At 29.6% G+C, this 19,030-nt stretch carries 13 protein-coding genes; all 13 read left to right on the forward strand.

Annotation, left to right across the window (positions count from 1 at the left end; genetic code table 11):
• Positions 1-226 precede the first annotated feature (226 nt).
• The 13 genes from CLPUN_RS12260 to CLPUN_RS12320 all read left to right on the forward strand — a co-directional run bounded on the left by CLPUN_RS12260 (position 227) and on the right by CLPUN_RS12320 (position 18,825).
• Positions 227-1,564 (forward strand): FIST signal transduction protein, encoded by a 1,338-nt coding sequence (locus tag CLPUN_RS12260; RefSeq protein ID WP_077847569.1) that lies wholly within the window; start codon positions 227-229, stop codon positions 1,562-1,564.
• A 79-nt stretch (positions 1,565-1,643) separates the two neighbouring features.
• On the forward strand, positions 1,644-3,578 hold the full coding sequence (locus tag CLPUN_RS12265) for an ATP-binding protein (protein ID WP_077847570.1): 1,935 nt from the start codon (positions 1,644-1,646) through the stop codon (positions 3,576-3,578).
• A gap of 769 nt (positions 3,579-4,347) precedes the next feature.
• A complete protein-coding gene (locus CLPUN_RS12270; protein ID WP_077847571.1) occupies positions 4,348-5,052 on the forward strand; it encodes an MIP/aquaporin family protein in 705 nt (234 codons plus the stop codon).
• A 190-nt stretch (positions 5,053-5,242) separates the two neighbouring features.
• A complete protein-coding gene (locus CLPUN_RS12275) occupies positions 5,243-5,800 on the forward strand; it encodes a glycerol-3-phosphate responsive antiterminator (RefSeq protein ID WP_077847613.1) in 558 nt (185 codons plus the stop codon).
• A 313-nt stretch (positions 5,801-6,113) separates the two neighbouring features.
• On the forward strand, positions 6,114-7,613 hold the full coding sequence (gene glpK, locus CLPUN_RS12280; protein WP_077847572.1) for a glycerol kinase GlpK: 1,500 nt from the start codon (positions 6,114-6,116) through the stop codon (positions 7,611-7,613).
• Positions 7,614-7,981: 368 nt separating this feature from the next.
• Complete coding sequence (locus tag CLPUN_RS12285) at positions 7,982-9,409, forward strand: NAD(P)/FAD-dependent oxidoreductase (RefSeq protein WP_077847573.1); 1,428 nt, start codon at positions 7,982-7,984, stop codon at positions 9,407-9,409.
• A 16-nt stretch (positions 9,410-9,425) separates the two neighbouring features.
• The gene (locus tag CLPUN_RS12290) at positions 9,426-10,679 is read left to right on the forward strand and encodes an NAD(P)/FAD-dependent oxidoreductase (RefSeq protein WP_077847574.1); all 1,254 of its coding nucleotides are present in this window, start codon (positions 9,426-9,428) and stop codon (positions 10,677-10,679) included.
• Position 10,680: 1 nt separating this feature from the next.
• Positions 10,681-11,034: a DUF1667 domain-containing protein gene (locus CLPUN_RS12295; protein WP_077847575.1), complete on the forward strand. Its 354-nt coding sequence runs from the start codon at positions 10,681-10,683 to the stop codon at positions 11,032-11,034.
• Positions 11,035-11,378: 344 nt separating this feature from the next.
• Positions 11,379-11,558 carry a hypothetical protein gene (locus tag CLPUN_RS28340; protein WP_077847576.1) on the forward strand — a complete coding sequence of 60 codons (180 nt, stop codon included), beginning with the start codon at positions 11,379-11,381 and terminating at the stop codon, positions 11,556-11,558.
• Between the two features lie 223 nt (positions 11,559-11,781).
• On the forward strand, positions 11,782-12,741 hold the full coding sequence (locus CLPUN_RS12305) for a tRNA dihydrouridine synthase (protein WP_077847577.1): 960 nt from the start codon (positions 11,782-11,784) through the stop codon (positions 12,739-12,741).
• Positions 12,672-16,772 carry a leucine-rich repeat domain-containing protein gene (locus tag CLPUN_RS12310; protein WP_242954121.1) on the forward strand — a complete coding sequence of 1,367 codons (4,101 nt, stop codon included), beginning with the start codon at positions 12,672-12,674 and terminating at the stop codon, positions 16,770-16,772. Before CLPUN_RS12305 ends, CLPUN_RS12310 begins: the two co-directional genes overlap by 70 nt.
• A 63-nt stretch (positions 16,773-16,835) precedes the next feature.
• Positions 16,836-17,912, forward strand: coding sequence for an aldo/keto reductase (locus CLPUN_RS12315; RefSeq protein ID WP_077847578.1), 1,077 nt, complete (start codon positions 16,836-16,838; stop codon positions 17,910-17,912).
• A gap of 499 nt (positions 17,913-18,411) precedes the next feature.
• Positions 18,412-18,825: a VOC family protein gene (locus CLPUN_RS12320; protein WP_479723536.1), complete on the forward strand. Its 414-nt coding sequence runs from the start codon at positions 18,412-18,414 to the stop codon at positions 18,823-18,825.
• Positions 18,826-19,030 lie beyond the last annotated feature (205 nt).

The raw sequence follows: 19,030 nt of genomic DNA on the forward strand, positions 1-19,030 counted from the left end.
TATATATATATATTGTAAAAATTAAAAAAACCATCACTTTTGATATAGAAAAATATTAAAAGCAATGGTTTTTTTTGTTAATTTAGAAAAATAAAAAAATATTTGTGATAATAAGTAAAATATAGGAACAATATGTTATAATTGTTTTATAATTTTTGCATAAAAATCTAATGTTAGTAAAGGGGTGTTTTTTAAGTGGGTTGCATAAAGGAAAAAGGTGATTGTTTTGGCTGGCAAAATAAAACAAATAATTAATAATATTATTGAAGAACGATCAAAAGGTAATCCTGCTATTAGAGAAATGACTATAGCTAAATTAATACTAAAGGGACTTAATCCAAATAAGTTTGATGAAAATTCTCTAGATGATGCAGTAATTATTGAAAAACTTCTTAATATTGCTAAGTTACTAAATGTAAAAAGTCTCGATCACGAAGAACCGAATATAAAATCTGCATTTTCAATTAAATTCTTGGAAGAAGAAGCAGTTGCAGATATTAAAAGTCAGTTAAATCTGGCGAATATAAAATTAATAATATTTTTTTCATCTAATAATTATGATCAAGATAAACTTAGTCATCTTATGGAGAAATCTTTTTATAATTGTGTAGTAGTTGGTTGTTCCACTGCAGGAGAAATTGTGAGTGGAGAATTATTAAAAGATTCTATTGTAGCAATAGCTATTAATTCTAATATTATTTCTGATGTAAAGCTAGAAGTAATTGAAAATATGAGTGGAAATTTAAGTTTAGAAAAAGCTTTCACTTCTTTTGAAAAATATTATAATCAAAGTTTATATACAATGGATGCGACAAAATTTGTTGGGATAAGTTTAATTGATGGTATAAGTATGAAAGAAGAAAAGATAATGGATTTAATTGGAGATAGAACTAACATTTTTTTCGTTGGTGGGTCAGCAGGAGATGATCATAAATTTTTTAAAACTTATGTGTGTGCAAATGGAAAAGCATATACAGATTCAACAGCGTTATTAATTTTAAGAATAAGTGATAATGCTGAATTTAGTATAATTAAAACACAAAGCTTTACTACTCTGGATTATGCATTTATTGCAAATAAGGTCAATGAAGAAACGCGTGAGGTAATTGAATTTAATAATAGACCTGCTATTTTAGAATATGCGGAGGCCATAGGGATATCTTCAGTTGAAGACATATCAAAATACTTTAGAACTAATCCACTTGGATTGACTGTGGGAGAAGATGATATATTTATAAGAGCACCTCAACAAACAAAAGGAACTAGTATGCAATTTTATTGTAATATACTTGAAGGAATGGAAGTTAAATTGCTTAAATCAACAGATATTGTCGAAGATACTAAGAAGGCAATTGAAAATAAAATAAAAGAGATTGGAAGAATTGATGGTATTATAAATTTTGATTGTGTTGAACGAATTCTTGAATTAGAAGAAAAACAGCTTGAAAAGCAATATGCCGAAATATTTAGAGATATTCCAACAATAGGTTTTTCTACTTATGGAGAACAATTTATAGGTCATATGAATCAAACTTCTGCTATGTTGGTTTTTAGAGCAAAATAGCTAAATAAATGGTTAGAAAAATATATATAATTTATTATATTTATACAATTAAAATATTCTGAAATGGGGCTATAAGCAAATGCAAGATATACAACTTTTTTTTAATAAAGCGAATATACTTATTGTTAATGATCCTGATTCTAATGTTGAAATGTTAATAGGAATACTTAAGCTTAAATATTATAATATAAAGAATACTTTAAATTATAAATCAGTGATAGAATTTAAGAAAGAACAGTTACCAGACATAATTTTAATTTATACTAATATGGATAAGATGGAGGGCTTTAAAATTTGTACAAGTTTAAAAAATAATAAGAAATTTCAAGATATACCAATAATTTTAATTGGTTCTAGTAACGAAAATCTTGATAGGGAAAAAGTATTTATTTCAGGTGGCGCTGATTATTTAAATATTCCATTTAGTTCAAAAGAAATTATTTCTAAAGTTGAAACATATTTAAAGCTTAGATTTATGCAATTAGAACTACAAAGGATTGATGAAAATCACGAAGAATCTAGGAAGGAAAGATCAGAAAATCTAAAAGAGGAACTTGATTATATGAAGTTAGTCGAAATGAAATTAAGAAGAGAAAATGATGAATATAAAAAATCTTATGAAGAAATAATGAGAATTAATGAAGATTTAGCTCAAACAAACAAGCTATTAGAGGAAAGAGCAAATGATGGCCAGCAACAACTGCATGAAATAGCTTCAGAATTAAAAGAATTTAATGTAATGTTAGAGGATGAGATTGCTGAAAGAAATAAAACTGGAGAAGCCTTAAAAGAAAGTGAAAGACAATTTAGATATGCTATAGAAGAATCTCCACTGCCTATAATGCTATATGCAGAGAATGGAGAAATAAAAAAGATTAATAGAACGTGGACAGATATTACAGGATATACAATTGAAGAGATTCCAACTATTTCTGAATGGGCAGCGTTATCTGATGTGTTTATAGGAGATTTAGAAGGTACCAATATAGATAAATTGTTTAATTTAGAAAAAAGACAAAATGATGGGGAATATTATATAAAAACAAAAGAAAGTGATGCTAGGATTTGGAATTTCTATTCAGCATATATTGGGAAATCTCAAGATGGACATAAGCTATTAATGAGAGTAGCAATAGACATAACTGAAAAAAAACATATGGAAGAATTAGAGAAAAGTGTTGAGGAAGAAAGAAAAAAATTATATGAGATTAAAGAGTACGACAGGATTAAAACAGAATTTTTTTCAAATATTTCTCATGAACTTAGAACTCCTATAAATGTTATTTTTTCTGCATTGCAAATGCATGAACTTAAATTAAAAGATTGCTCATCAAAAGATAACACTGTAGACAAATATAAATATACAAATATAATGAAACAAAATTGCTATCGTCTTTTAAGACTTGTTAATAACATAATAGATATAACTAAAATCGATTCGGGTTATTTTGATATGAATGAAAATAATGTTGATATAGTAAATCTTGTAGAAAATATTACTTTATCGGTAGCAGACTATATTGAAAACAAAGGATTATCACTTATATTTGACACAGTTGTAGAAGAAAAAAATATTTCATGTGATCCAGAAAAAATAGAGAGAATTATTTTAAATATATTGTCAAATGCAGTTAAATTTACTTCCTCAGGTGGGGAAATTACAGTTAATATAGAGGATTGTATTGAAAATATCTGTATAAAAATAAAAGATACTGGACGGGGGATTCCAGAAGATAAGATAGATTCAATATTTAAGCGTTTTGTACAAGTTGATAAGTCTCTCACACGGGATTGTGAAGGAAGTGGAATAGGACTTTCTCTTGTAAAATGTTTAGTAGAGTTACATGATGGAACTATATCAGTAGAAAGTGATATTGGTCAGGGAACTGAATTTATAATACATATTCCATGCAGATTAACAGATGAAGTTAATAAAGAAGTTGCATGCTGTGATTCAATGGGAGAAAATTTAATTGAAAGAATTAATCTAGAATTCTCAGACATATATAAATAAGAGTGTGGATAGACTAATATAACAATAATTACAAAAGAAATATTTTCATATATTAAAAGTGATTGAAGATGCCAATATGAATTGATTTATTACAATATTCTAATAATTAAAATTTTTAAGTTCAATATTTAATACATATTTTAGATTAAATAAAATATTAACAATATAAAGGGATTAATGTTAATATTAAATAAAAAATATAAGAAGATGATAATTAAGTATTGAACATTAATTCATTATGTATTAAAGAAGTAAGAAAGTATGATTGGATTTCTTTTATTAATTTAAAATTGTTATATTATTAACTAAGCTTGACACTAAAAAATAAATATGTGATACTGAAATGGTAAGAAAACAATTACATTATGTATCTGAGAGAGATTTTAGAAATGTAGGCTATAGAGAGTTAGAGAATAGGCCACATAAAACTAAATTTACTTAGAAAACTTTATTAGTACTAAGTAAATTTATAACTTAGATTTTAAGCAATATAAAGGGTATATTATTGCTTAAAGTGTGAGGAGTTTTATGTGGCTATAATTATGGGCAAAAATCACTGGAAAAGATATTTATTAGAATTCTTAAGAAAAACTAGCTTCACTTAAATAACTCTCGAAATCATAAATATATAGTGTATAGTTTTCTAGATGGATAATAAAAGGATAAATTTAGGAGTGGTGTATATGAGAAAGAAAATGTACAATTTCTTTAAATTAAAAGAAAAACAAATTAATGAATCAATTTGTAAAAATGGGAAGGAGAAAATGTTATGACAATTTTTTTGGCGGAACTAGTAGGTACTTTATTACTTATTCTTTTAGGTGATGGTGTGGTTGCAAATGTTGTACTGAAAAATTCAAAGGGAAATGGAGCAGGATGGATGGTAATTACGACTGGGTGGGCTTTTGCAGTAGCAATTCCAGCGCTAATCTTCGGTAGTTATAGTGGAGCTCATTTTAATCCAGCATTAACGATTGCACTTGCAGTTATAGGAAAGGTAGCGTGGACTCAAGTTCCTATCTATTTCGCAGGACAATTTTTAGGAGCATTTTTAGGAGCATTTTTGGTATTCATTTTCAATTATGATCAATTTAAAGCTACTGATAATCAAAGAGACAAGCTTGCAGTATTTTGTACAGGGCCAGCTATAAGAAATAATTTGATGAATTTTATATGTGAGGTCATAGGAACATTTGTATTAGTTTTTGGAATTTTAGGAATGGGGGCTCAAAATTTAACCAATGGAATGGGCACATTGTTTGTAGGATTTTTAATTTGGGCAATTGGTTTAAGTTTAGGTGGAACAACAGGATATGCAATTAATCCAGCTAGAGATTTAGGACCAAGAATTGCACATGCACTATTACCTATACCTAATAAGGGAGATTCAGATTGGGGATATGCATGGATTCCAGTTGCTGCTCCAATAATAGGAGGAACTTTAGGCGCGGTATTTGCTACAATTTTGTTATAGTAAATAAAATTAAAATATTGTAAAATGATCAAATAAAACCTAATCGAAAAATATAAAAAAGAGTAATTGAATAATAAATTTAAGTTGATATTTTATTAGATACATATTGTTATGTTATCATTAAAGTTGACACTAGAAGATAAATATGTAATACTGAGTAAAAAAAGAAAACAATTACATGGGAGTAGAAATGAATATAAAAGAATTATTAGAAGAAAATCCAGTTATAGCAGCAGTAAAAAATGAAGAACAACTAGATGGAGCGATAAATTCATCTGCTCAAATTATATTTGTTTTATTTGGAGATGTTATGAATATCAAAAAAATAAGTGAAATCATAGCCGTTAAGAATAAGATAGGAATAATTCATATCGATTTAGTTGAAGGGCTTACCAATAAGGAAGTTGTTATAAAATACGTAAAGGAAGAGACAAACTTTGATGGAATAATTAGTACAAAGCCTCAAGTTGTAAAGCTTGCTAAAAAGTACGATTTAGTAGGAGTTCAAAGAGTTTTTATTTTTGATACACTTTCATTAAATACTGTTAAAAACCATATGATTTCAGAATGTGATGCAATAGAAGTATTACCAGGAATAATTCCTAAAGTACTTGGAATTATTTCAAAGTATTCAAATAAACCAGTAGTTGCCGGTGGGCTTATTGAAACTAAAGAAGAGGTAATGCAAGCATTAAGTTCAGGAGCAACATGTATATCTACAACTAAAAAAGAAATTTGGGAAATGTAGGCTATAGAGAATTAGAGAATAAAGCCACATAAAACTGAATTTACTTAGGAAGATTTTATTAGTACTAAGTAAATTTCAAACTTATACAATGCAATATATTAATTATATTATTGCTTGATGTATAGGTGGATGTTTTATGTGGCTATAATTTTTAACAAAATTATAGCCACACAATTGTAAATTTTATAATGAATTATTTTTTGTAAGTAATTTGTTAAAAGTATAAGTATTAATAATATTATTATCTTCTAGTGATAGATTAATGAAATAGAAGATTAAAATGGTATAAATTTAAGAAAGCAGGTGTCATAATATGAAAAGATATATAATAGCATTAGATCAAGGAACAACAAGCTCAAGGGCAATAATTTTTGATAAGGAACAAAATATATTAGGTATAAGTCAAAAGGAATTTACTCAAATTTATCCCAATGCAGGATGGGTTGAACATAATCCTTTAGAAATATGGGCAAGTCAATATGGAGTTTTACAAGAAGTAATGGCAAAAACTAATATAACTCAAGAAGAAATAGCTGCAATAGGAATTACAAATCAAAGAGAAACAACACTCGTTTGGGATAAAAATACTGGAGAACCAGTATATAATGCAATAGTATGGCAATGTAGAAGAACAGCAGCTATAGTAGAAGGTCTTAAAGAAGATACTGAATTTGGAAAATATGTGAAAGAGAATACAGGCTTACTATTAGATGCATATTTTTCAGCAACTAAGATAAAATGGATTTTAGATAATGTAGAAGGTGCAAGAGAAAGAGCAGAGAAAGGAGAATTACTATTTGGTACAGTAGATACTTGGTTAGTATGGAAACTTACAAATGGTAAGGTTCATGTAACTGATTATACAAATGCATCTAGAACAATGCTTTATAATATAAAAGAATTAAAATGGGATGAAAGAATTTTAGAAAAGCTTAATATTCCAAAGTCAATGTTACCAGAAGTTAAAAATTCATCAGAAGTATATGGATATACAAATCTTGGTGGTACAGGTGGAGTTAGAGTTCCAATAGCTGGTATGGCAGGAGATCAACAATGTGCATTATTTGGACAAACTTGCTTTGAAGCTGGTAGTGTTAAAAATACTTATGGAACAGGTTGCTTCTTACTTATGAATACAGGAGATAAGATGATTCAAAGTAAAAACGGATTATTAACTACTATTGCAGTTGGAATAGACAACAAAGTTCAATATGCATTGGAAGGCTCAGTATTTGTTGGTGGTGCTGTTATTCAATGGATTAGAGACGAACTTAAATTAGTTACTGAAGCAGCAGATACGGAATATTTTGCTCAAAAAGTAGAAGATAATGGTGGTGTATATGTTGTTCCAGCATTTACTGGGCTTGGAGCTCCATACTGGGATATGTATGCAAGAGGAGCTATCTTTGGTTTAACAAGAGGAGCTAATAGTAATCATATAATTAGAGCAGCACTTGAATCTATTGCATATCAATCAAAAGATCTTATAGATGCCATGGCAGAAGATTCGGGATGTAAACTCACAAGCATTAAAGTTGATGGCGGAGCTAGTAGAAATAATCTATTAATGCAATTCCAAGCAGATATTACAGGATCAGAAGTTGTAAGACCTATAATAACTGAAACAACAGCACTTGGAGCAGCATATTTAGCAGGACTAGCTGTAGGTTTCTGGGAGTCAAAAGAGGAAATTGCTAAAGTATGGGCTGTAAGTCAAGCTTATACACCAAATTTAGATGAAGATAAGAAGGAAAAATTATATAGAGGTTGGGAAAGAGCAGTAGAAAGAGCAAAAGGATGGGAAGAAGAATAAACTTTAAAAAATTTAATTAATATATATGTTCTAAAAAATTTTGTTCATTAAGATTTAATTTCTATATTAGAGTGATTGGATAAGACAACCAATTAAATTATGAACTTTCTTAATTAGAACTTATATAAAATAAAAATTAATTTAAAAATAAATACTGGACAAGTATAGGTTTACAAGATATAATATAAACATAAATTGAATATAAATGCTGAGAGAATATAGAGTCAAGCATAAAACTATGGTGAATTTTCACCTTGTTTTAGCTTGGCTTTTTTGGCGCATTAAAAGAATAATACGTTAATATGTTTTTTCAAAAAGGGAAATTTAATGGTTATTTTATGTGCTTTAGCAAATAAGGAGGATATAATATGTATGATGTAGCAATAATTGGAGCAGGGGTTATAGGGAGTTCTATTTTTAGAGAACTAACTAAGTATGATTTGAAAGTAGTTGTTTTAGAAAAGGAAAGAGATGTATCAATGGGCTCTAGTAAAGCCAATTCAGCAATAGTTCATGCTGGATATGATCCTAAAGAAGGTACTTTAGCAGCAAAATACAATGTACTTGGGAACCAAATGTTTGAAGAATTATGCAAGGAATTAAGTGTACCTTTTAAAAAAAATGGATCATTAATTCTAGCTTTTGATGAAGAAGACTTAAATACAGTAAAAGCTCTTTATGAAAATGGTACTAGACTTGGGGTGAAAGATTTAAAGATTTTAAATAAAGAGGAGGTTTTAGAATTAGAACCAAATCTTAGTGAAGAAATAAAAGGAGCATTACATGCACCAACTGGTGGTATAGTGGGACCATTTGAATATACTATTGCGTTAGCTGAAAATGGAATAGTAAATGGTGGAGAAATTAAATTAAAAAAAGAAGTTGTTTCAATAGAAAAAAATGATGTGTTTAAAATTACAACTAGTTATGGAGATGTTATAGAAGCTAAATTTGTTATAAATGCAGCTGGACTTTACGCAGATAAAATTCATAATTTAATTTGCAAAGAAAGCTTTAAGATAACTCCAAGAAGTGGAGAATATTTTGTAATGGATAAAAACCAAGGAAAGTTAGTTAGCCATACAATATTTCAATGTCCATCAAAACTAGGTAAAGGAGTTTTAGTTACACCAACTGTCCATGGAAATTTACTTGTTGGACCCGATGCTAGAGATATAGAAGATAAAGAGGAATTAGGAACTGTAGCACATGGTCTAGATGCAATACGTGAAGCATCAATGCGGACAACTAAGAAGATTAATTTTAGAGAAGGTATAAGAAATTTTGCTGGGCTTAGAGCTATTTCAGATACAGATGACTTTATAATAGAAGAAAATGATGAAGTTAAAGGTTTTATCGATGTAGCAGGAATGAAATCACCAGGATTATCTTCAGCTCCAGCAGTAGCAGTAGCCGTAGTAGATATATTATATAAAGCAGGATGCACATTAGAAAAGAAAGAAAATTTTATAGCTAAGAGAAATCAAATCCATTTTATGGAGTTGTCAGCTCAAGAAAAAGCTAAAGTTATAAAGGAAAACCCGCAGTATGGAAGAATGGTATGCAGATGCGAAAGTATAACAGAAGGTGAAATTGTAGATGCAATAAAGAGAAGTATTGGAGAAATTTCACTAGATGGAGTAAAAAGAAGATGCAGACCAGGAATGGGAAGATGCCAAGGTGGTTTCTGTGGACCAAAAGTTCAAGAAATAATTGCAAGGGAACATGGTATTCCACTTGAAAGTGTTGTTTTAGAAAAAGATAATTCTTATATTCTAGTAGGTAAATCAAAGTAGAAGGAGAAGGTTTGTTATGAATTATGAATTAATAGTAGTAGGTGGAGGCCCAGCAGGTCTTGCAGCAGCATATGAAGCATATAATAATGGCATAAAAAAGATATTAATTATAGAAAGAGATAAGGAACTAGGTGGAATATTAAATCAATGTATTCATAATGGTTTTGGACTTCATACCTTTAAAGAAGAACTTACAGGCCCTGAATATGCTAGTAGATTTATTGATATGATTGAAGATACTAATGTTGAAGTTAAACTTGATACTATGGTTTTAGAAGTAGGAAAAGACAAAACAGTTTATGCAATTAATACAGAAGAAGGTTATATGGAGCTTAAAGCTAAAGCTATAATTCTTGCTATGGGCTGTAGGGAAAGAACTAGAGGAGCTATTAACATACCAGGTGACAGACCAGCAGGAGTATTTAGTGCAGGGGCAGCTCAAAGATATATTAATGTGGAAGGATATATGCCAGGAAAAGAAGTTCTTATACTTGGTTCAGGAGACATTGGGCTTATAATGGCAAGAAGAATGACTCTTGAAGGAGCTAAAGTTAAAGCTGTTGTTGAACTTTGCCCATACTCAAATGGCTTAAATAGAAATATAGTTCAATGTTTAAATGATTATGATATTCCACTATATTTATCACATACAATAGTAAATATAATTGGAAAAGAAAGACTTGAAAAAGTTGTAATAGCTGAAGTAGATGAAAATAAGAGACCTATTAAAGGAACTGAAAAAGAATTTGAGGTAGATACTTTATTATTATCTGTTGGATTAATTCCTGAAAATGAATTATCAACTAATGCAGGAATTGAAAGTGATAAAAGAACTAATGGTTTAATTGTTACTGAAAGTATGGAAACCTCAGTAGATGGAATATTTGCATGTGGTAATGTAGTTCATGTGCATGATTTAGTTGACTTTGTAACTCAAGAATCAAAACATGCAGGACTTTCTGTAGCAAAGTATATTAAAGAAGAACTTAAGAAAGATAAATATGTAAATATTATAAATGGACAAAATGTTAATTATACAGTGCCACAAAGACTTAATGTAGAAGATGCTTCGGATAAGTTAACTATATTTATGAGAGTGAATAATATATATCATAATAAAGCATTAGTTGTAAAATCAGGTGAAGAAGTTATAGCTAAATTTAAGAGAGCTCATTTAGCACCATCTGAAATGGAAAAAGTGGTTTTAAGTAAGGTATTATTAGATAAAGTTAAAGGTGATATAACAATATCATTAGAGGATGGTGAATAAGATGGAAAAAGAATTAATTTGTATAATTTGTCCTAAAGGATGCCATTTAAAAGTAGATGTAGAAGCTAAAAGCGTAACTGGAAATGGGTGTCCTAGAGGGAGTGAATATGGAATAAATGAAGTTACAAATCCAGTGAGAGTAATAACGTCAACTGTTAAAGTTGAAAATGGAGAATTAGCTATAGTACCAGTAAAAACAAATAAGCCAATTCCAAAAGACCTTAATTTTAAATGTATGGAAGAAATTAATAAAGCAGTTGCAATAGCTCCAGTTAAAATTGGAGATGTTGTAATAGAAAATGTTTTGGGAACTGGTGTAGATGTTGTTGTTACTAGAAATTTAAAAGCAATTTAATTAGGAATTTTAAGATGGTGAACCATAAATATTGTAAAGAATTTATATTCTGAAACATATTTATGGTTCACTTTATTTATTGTGAAAAATATTACTGTATATATTCTGAAGAATATATACAGTAATAAAGTGTGAAGCATAACCAAGAACCTTCAGTGTGAAGTACAACCAGGAACTTCTCGTCTATAAAAAGCATTCACTGATAAAATGAGTTGGGAAAGGTGATTAATTTATTGAATAGAGACAGGTTTTAAGGAGAGATTTATGTGAGAATAGTGGAAGTGATACGGATAAATATAGGAGTATTTGTAAGAATTGTGGTATAATAAGGGCAAATTACTGATTTGATAGAGAAAAAAGAAGAAAATCATATACTACCTTGTTGTGACCACTTTATGTATATAGATGAAAAAACTAATAAGATCGTAGTATTAGGATGTCCAACCGGTATCGATTGGACTGTTATTCATAAAGGCAATAATGTTAAATTAATTACTGAAAGTGGAAAAAATAAATACACATAACAAATAAGTTGAAGACATATTTTACATTAAAAATACAAAGAGACTAACTATATGGTAGAATTGTTAAATAATTTATAATATCAAGTTATACAAAAATATAAAAATAATAGTGTTACAGTAGGTTATGTTATTATGCAAAATGATATTACTAAGCATACTACGTATGAACAACATAGAAAAGCAGTTATAAATTTATGAGAAGAGGAAATGGGGAAAGTACAATTTGGAAATAAAAGAATTAAGAGTAGGAAATATAATAATACCATGCAATGTTCTTTTGGCACCCCTTGCTGGATATACATGCTATCCCTTTAGAATGCTGTGTAGCGAGCTAGGAGCAGGGCTTTGTTATACAGAAATGGTGAACTGTAATGCGCTTAAATATAAGGATGAAGCAATGCAAAAACTTCTTTTTACAACAACTGATGAGAAGATAAAGGCAGCTCAGTTAGTTGGTTCTGATCCAAGGATTATGGAGAAAATGGCTAGAAGTGAATATCTTTCTGGATTTGATATTATTGATATAAATATGGGATGTCCGGTGCCAAATGTATTTAAAAGTGGGCAAGGAAGTGCACTTCTGGGAGACCTTAAGAGAGCTTCTTCTATTATTAAAGGCTGTAAAAAGAGTAGAAAAGTAATTACTGTTAAAACCCGTATTGGAATAAAGGAAGATACAATGATTGCAGGAGAATTTGCAAAAATGTGCGAAGATGCAGGAGCAGATATGATCACAGTCCATGGACGAAGTCGTAATATGATGTATTATGGTACTCCATATTATAATCAAATTGAGCAGGCAAAGTCAGTAGTTAAAATACCTGTAATTGCAAATGGTGGTATTTTTTCAGTAGAGGAAGCAGAAAAAATGATGAATCTTACAGGAGCAGATGGAATTATGATAGCAAGATATGCTCTTGAAAATCCATTTATATTCAGTGAACTTACACATAAAGAGATTAAGAAGGATAAATATACAGTAATATCGGAACAAATTGACTTAACATCGAAATATTATGATGAAATGTTTACAATTTTGTATATCAGAAGGTTAGTAGCTTACCTTATGAAAGGAAGCCAAGCAGCTAGACAATATAAAACTGAATTATATAAATGTGGAAATATAGAAGAACTAAAATTCATTGTGAAGAAAATATTAATGGAAGAAAGAGAGAATTATTAATGGAAGATGGATTTATTATTAATGAAGGAATTTTAGAAGCATATATACTTAGAGATATAGTGGTTAAGGTTCCAGATGAAGTTCATGTAATAGGAAAGGGAGCCTTTAAAGGATGTGCTTCTATTGAAGAAATCATTCTTCCAGAAGGGATAACAAGAATTATGGATAGTGCCTTTAAGGGCTGTAGAAAGTTAAGAAAAATAAATTTTCCTTCAAAACTTACGTATATAGGAGAATATGCGTTTCATCGATGCCATTCTTTAGAGCGTGTAGAGCTTCCAAATTCAGTGAAGAAGCTGAATAATTGTGCCTTCCTATATTGTGATAGCCTTGAATGTGTATCTATGCCTGGGGTAATACATTTAGAGAGGCATGTATTTTCCAATGATGAAAATTTAAAAACCATAGAGGTTTCAAAGGATTTAGATATATCTAGTATTTGTGATGTTTTTACAGGCTGCGGAAAAGTATCTAGAATATGCTTAACAGATAAAACTAGCTTTGACATTGAAAGTGGTATTGATATTATAGCTTCACATTCTAATGTACATCCTGTAGTTAAAGCTATTGTTACAGATATATATAGGATGATGGAAATTGATGACAGGGTTCTTACAAGATTTCTTATAAATGCAAAAGAAGTTGAGATACCTAAAGGAATAACAGAGATAGGAAAAAGTTGCTTTTTTGACAAGAAAGGTGTAGTTTTTGTTAAGTTTCCAGAAACATTAATTAATATTGAGAGCAGAGCATTTAGAAATTGTATAAGTTTAGAGGGGATAGAATTTACTAGCGACAATGTAACTATAAGTTCTGATGCGTTTAAAAACTGTACAACACTAAAATATATTAAATTATCTAATGGACAGACATATGAACTCAAAGGTATTCCAGACATATATGATGAGGATATGCCGGAAATAGTAAGAATAATCCACTCACAAATACTAAATAATTTTTTTATTAGTGGGACTACTTTGTTGCAGTATCGAGGGAGTGAAGAAAAGGTTGTTATACCAGAAGGTATAACTGTAATTGGAGAAAAAGCCTTTGCAAGTAATGAAGCAATTGGAAAAGTTATTTTACCACAATCTATAAAAGAAATTCGTGAAGAAGCCTTTTCAGATTGTCTACTTTTACAAACAATTAATCTTGATGAAGGAGTCGAATATATTGGTAAGTCAGCTTTTGAAAATTGTGTAAAGCTTATACGTGCAGATTTACCAAAATCACTTACTATAATAGAAAAATCAGCTTTTAACAGGTGTAAAAAATTAATCCAGGTATCTTTTGGAAGCAAGGTTAAGGAAATAAGAAAATTAGCTTTCTATGGATGTAATTCACTAAAAAATTTGAAGTTTCCAAGAGAACTTGAGAGTATAGGTGATATGGCGTTTTATAAGTGTCTTTCTTTAACTGAAGTACACTTGCCAGAATCTTTATGCAAAATGGGAAATAATGTGTTTACAAGCTCAGGTGTTAAATCAGCGGTAATAAATTGTGATTTAAAAGAGTGTGGAACAGATATTTTTTCAGAGTGCAGAAAATTAAGAAAATTAACTTTTAGTGAAGGAGTTAAGAGCATTTGGGATAAATTTGCATTTAGATGTCCATCACTTAAATATGTTGAATTTCCTGTTTTAATTGAATATATTGGCAGAAATGCCTTTGAAGATAGTATTTATATGAAAGAAATGACACAAAGTTCTGAAATAAGACATATATTTATGACTGGAGTTAAGCTTTCAGGAAATATTATAATTCCTGAGGGAGTAACTGTGATTGCAGGCGGAGCGTTTTATGGTAATACTAATCTTACATCTATAACACTTCCTAAATCTCTTAAACGAATTGGGTCAAGAAGTTTTTGTGGCTGCACTTCTCTTAAAAATATAGTAATTCCAAGCAGTATAACTGTATTGGAAGAAGGAGTTTTTGCATACTGTACATCTTTGGAAACTATTGAGTTTGAAGGTAAAATAACAAATGTATCACATAATGCATTTTATGGATGCAGCGCTTTAGTAAAGATTAATTTACTAGAGACAGATTATATAGGAGAAAATGCATTTAGTGGCTGTAAAAATCTTTATGAAATAGATGCAAAATGTGCTGACATACAAGCAGATGCTTTTAGGAATAGTGGATTTTTAGAAAAATTGAAAAATAATGATCAACTTGTCATAGTGTCAAATGCCGTTATTGATGGTACAGCTTGCGTTAAAGATGTTATTATTCCAGAAGGTGTAGTAAGTATTGCGCCATATGCCTTTGCAGGAAATAATAATATAAATAATATAGTATTTCCTAAAAGCCTTGAAACTATAGGTGAAGCTGCATTTGGAGGCTGCAAAAACATAAAAGAGGTTATTCTTTCAGAAGCCTTAAAATCTATTGGAAGAAAAGCCTTTGAAAAATGCATAGCTATTACAAAGGTTTCAGGTAATGTAGAAGAGATTAATGAAGGAGCGTTTTCATATTGTATTAACTTGAAAAATGTATCTCTTGAAAAAACAATATCTTTTGGAAAAGAGGCGTTTTGTGGATGTGAAAGTCTTGAAGCTTGTGAATGCATGGAACTTGAATATATAGGAGATAATTGCTTTGATGAATGCGAAGCCTTAAGAAAATTTGATTTTACTAGTGTTAAAGCTATAGGTGTTAGTGCTTTTAGCGATTGTAATTCCATTAAAAGGATATATCTTAATGTAGATACTAAGATTTCTGGTCACGCTTTTGAGAATTGTGGAAAGTTACAAGAAATAATCGTCTCTAATGAAGATCTTAAGCATGGAAGTTATGCCTTTGCAGGATGCACAGCACTTAAAGTAATAGGTATTGGTGAAAAGAGATATTTAATTAAAGATTATTCAGTTATTTTTCAAAAAAATATGCCAGATAGCGTAAAATCAATATACAACAGTGCAATGAGCTGCTTTAATATAGATGAAAACCTCTCTTTATTTGGATATGTAAATAAAGGTCGTTATGTACATATTCCCAAAGGAATACAAATAATTGAACGTGAAGTTTTTAAAGATGCTATGAATCTTGAAGAAATATACATACCTGAAAATGTTGAGTATATTGGAGAAAGAGCTTTTCATGGGACAATGTGGTTAGAAGAACAAAGCAAAGTTTCACCTTTTGTAATTGTAAATAACATACTAATTGATGCATCTGCATGCAAGGGCAGAGTAGTAATTCCTAAGTATGTTAAAATAGTTTCGGGATGGGCATTTGCAAATTGTTTTGCCCTTGAAGAAATTGTTTTTTCTTCTCAAAAAACAGCAATAGAAGAATATGCATTTAGAAATTGTATTAATTTAAAAAAGGTTACTACTGCAGATGGAAATGAGTATAGATTAACAAAAGTTTCGGATAGAAATGATGAATTGATTCCTAAAAATGTAAAACAAGTTTTTATGGATTGCTTGAACTGCTTTAAAACAGATGAAAACAATGTTCTTGTTGAATGCACAGGAAATATAAATAATTTAATATTAATAGATGGAATAACTGAAATTCATGATAAGGTGTTTAAAGACAGCAATTTATTAACAAATATAACTTTAACAAAAGATGTTAAGGCAATAGGTAAAAGCGCATTTGAGAATTGTAAATGGCTAACGTCTGTGAAAAATGCAGATAATGTGAAGTGGATAGAAAAATTTGCATTTTCAAGTTGTTATTCTTTGGAAAGTATAGAGATTTCAGATAGACTTGAATCTATAGGAATGAGAGCATTTGAAAACTGCTCATCCTTAAAAAGTATTGTAATACCAGAAGGTATAACTGAAATTCCTGAAAAGGCATTTTATAGATGCAAGAGTTTAGAGAAAATTTATCTTCCATCAACACTTAAGGTAATAGGAAAGGAAGCCTTTGCATTTTGTTATGAATTAACAGAGATATATTTTCCGGAAAAGCTTGAAATAATAGAATCAAAAGCCTTTTCATGGTGTTCAAAAATTGATAAAAAACATGTCCCAGAAAGTGTTTTAGTAAATGCTGATGCCTTTAGCTTTTGATGATTATGATACATAAAAAGAGTTTAAGTATTATACGTAAGGAAGCAGAAAAGGAGTTAAAGAATGAGATATAGAGATTTAGGCAGTACTGGATTGAAGGTGTCTGAAATAGCCTTTGGAACAATCCCTATACTTAGTGGGAATGCCCCAGTGCTACCAGATTACTTTAGTCCAGATGAAGAAACTGCAATACAAATAATGGAACATGCATATAAGCTTGGCTGTAATCTTTATGATACAGCAATTGTACCTGAATATGGAGATGCAGAGATAAAGCTAGGTAAATTTGCTGCTCACATTGGCAGGGAAAAAATTATAATTGCAGATAAGTCAAGGTTCTTTAATGGAAATGAGATGTATAAGGCTGTTAATGAATCTTGTGAAAATCTTGGTACTTATGCAGATATTTATTTTGTACATCAAGTTGATGAAAGCAATGAAGATATTACCTTTGAAAGATATGGTGCTGTAGATGCACTAAATGAACTGAAAGCAGAACGTAAAATTAAATTTGCAGGAGTTGCAACTCACTACTATGAAATACTATTAAGAGGTGCAAAGGATAAGAGAATTGATGTGCTTCAGGGAAGTGGAAATGTTTTTGAAAGAGGCATGCTTGATAGAATAGAAGCAGAACCTTTGTTTAGGCAAAAAGGATTTATTCTAAATAAAGTATATGCAGCGGGGATATTACCATCCTTTTTTCCAATTAAAACGCTTTTATCAGGTGCACTTTCATATCCAATATCAAGCGCATTAATAGGCATGGGAACTGTTGAACAAGTAAATCATGCAATGCTTAGTGAATCTTATAATTATGACAGACCAACCTTTTCACAAGTAATGTCACAACTAGAAAAGAGTTTTGCCCCTATTCATTGTGATAGATGTCAGAGATGTAGATGTATATATGGTACTGAAATACATGTGATTTTTAGACAGTACAATTACTATTTTCTTGGTAAAGACTATTGGGCGCTTAGAAAACTAGACCTTGGTATAAAAAAAAGTGCTGAGCAATGTAAAAAATGTACAGATATGTCATGTTTAAAAAAATGTCCAAAGGCAATAAATATTCCTGAAGTTATTCAGAGGATAAAGGAGCTAGTAGAAATTCACGTTAGAAATTCATTAATATAACTATAAAGTATAATATTACATTATTAATACAATAATCAAGTGGGAAGTATTTGAAAAATTTGATAATAATTTATCTAAGAAACTAATAATTTTAACTTCTCATTATTCATATAATTAGTAGTTGAATAAGTCCTGGTATTCATAAATTATAAATTAACTTATGAGATTATAAATAAAAATATAATGAACACTAGAATTATAATAATATCAATATAGGAGGTATATTAATTTAAATAAAAAAATATTGGTTATCTTCAAAGGGAAAACGTCAAGGAGAAAGACAGTCTATGATTTGACAGTTACTGATTCTTGAACGTGAAACTAATTTATGTAAAGCAGTACATGGGTTTTTCAATAAGATGCCTAAAATGAATTATAAAACAATTTCATTCATTATTAAACAAATCAGATGACTTTTATCTCAGATGATAATTGGCTAGGAAAATTTAGTCCTGTAGATAAAATTACTCAAAGTAATTTATGGTTAACATAGGGCCCTTTGACAGTAGAAGAATTTGAGAGAATTAAAGAAAGTGTGAGATTTGGCAAACAATTTTATCTAGTGACTAATAAGTCGCATATTAAGATAAAAGACGTTGTTATAAATAAGATGATAAAAAATTCAACTACCAATATGCGAATAAACGAAAGATCTTATATAGACAAGCTTGGATTTCAGACTGATGAAAAAGGTAATAATCCTAGTGTAGTATTTTTTAATACAACTGGAACAAAATTTGAACTCTTTCCTTTAGAGTTATTAGCAAAAGATATTAGCGAAGAAAATACTCCCAAAATCGCAAGTGGCTTTGCTGGAATCACATTAGCTTATAATGTAGAACATAAAGAAGATGTTGATAAGATTGTTGAATTAGCCAGAAAAGCTGGTGCTAAAATAGTAAAAGAACCGTAAGATGTATTTTGGGCGGATATCATGGATATTTTGCTGATTTAGATGGTTAGTTGCATGGGGTCCAAATTTTGAATATGACGATGATGGTTTACTTGTCTTTTAAGAAGTCAACTTAAATTTAAATTTGTAGTGAAGATTATTTATACAACTTAAATAATAAATGATTTAATAGAAGTTATTTTCATTCATAATATATTACTAAAGT

Source organism: Clostridium puniceum (assembly GCF_002006345.1).
Lineage (GTDB): Bacteria > Bacillota > Clostridia > Clostridiales > Clostridiaceae > Clostridium > Clostridium puniceum.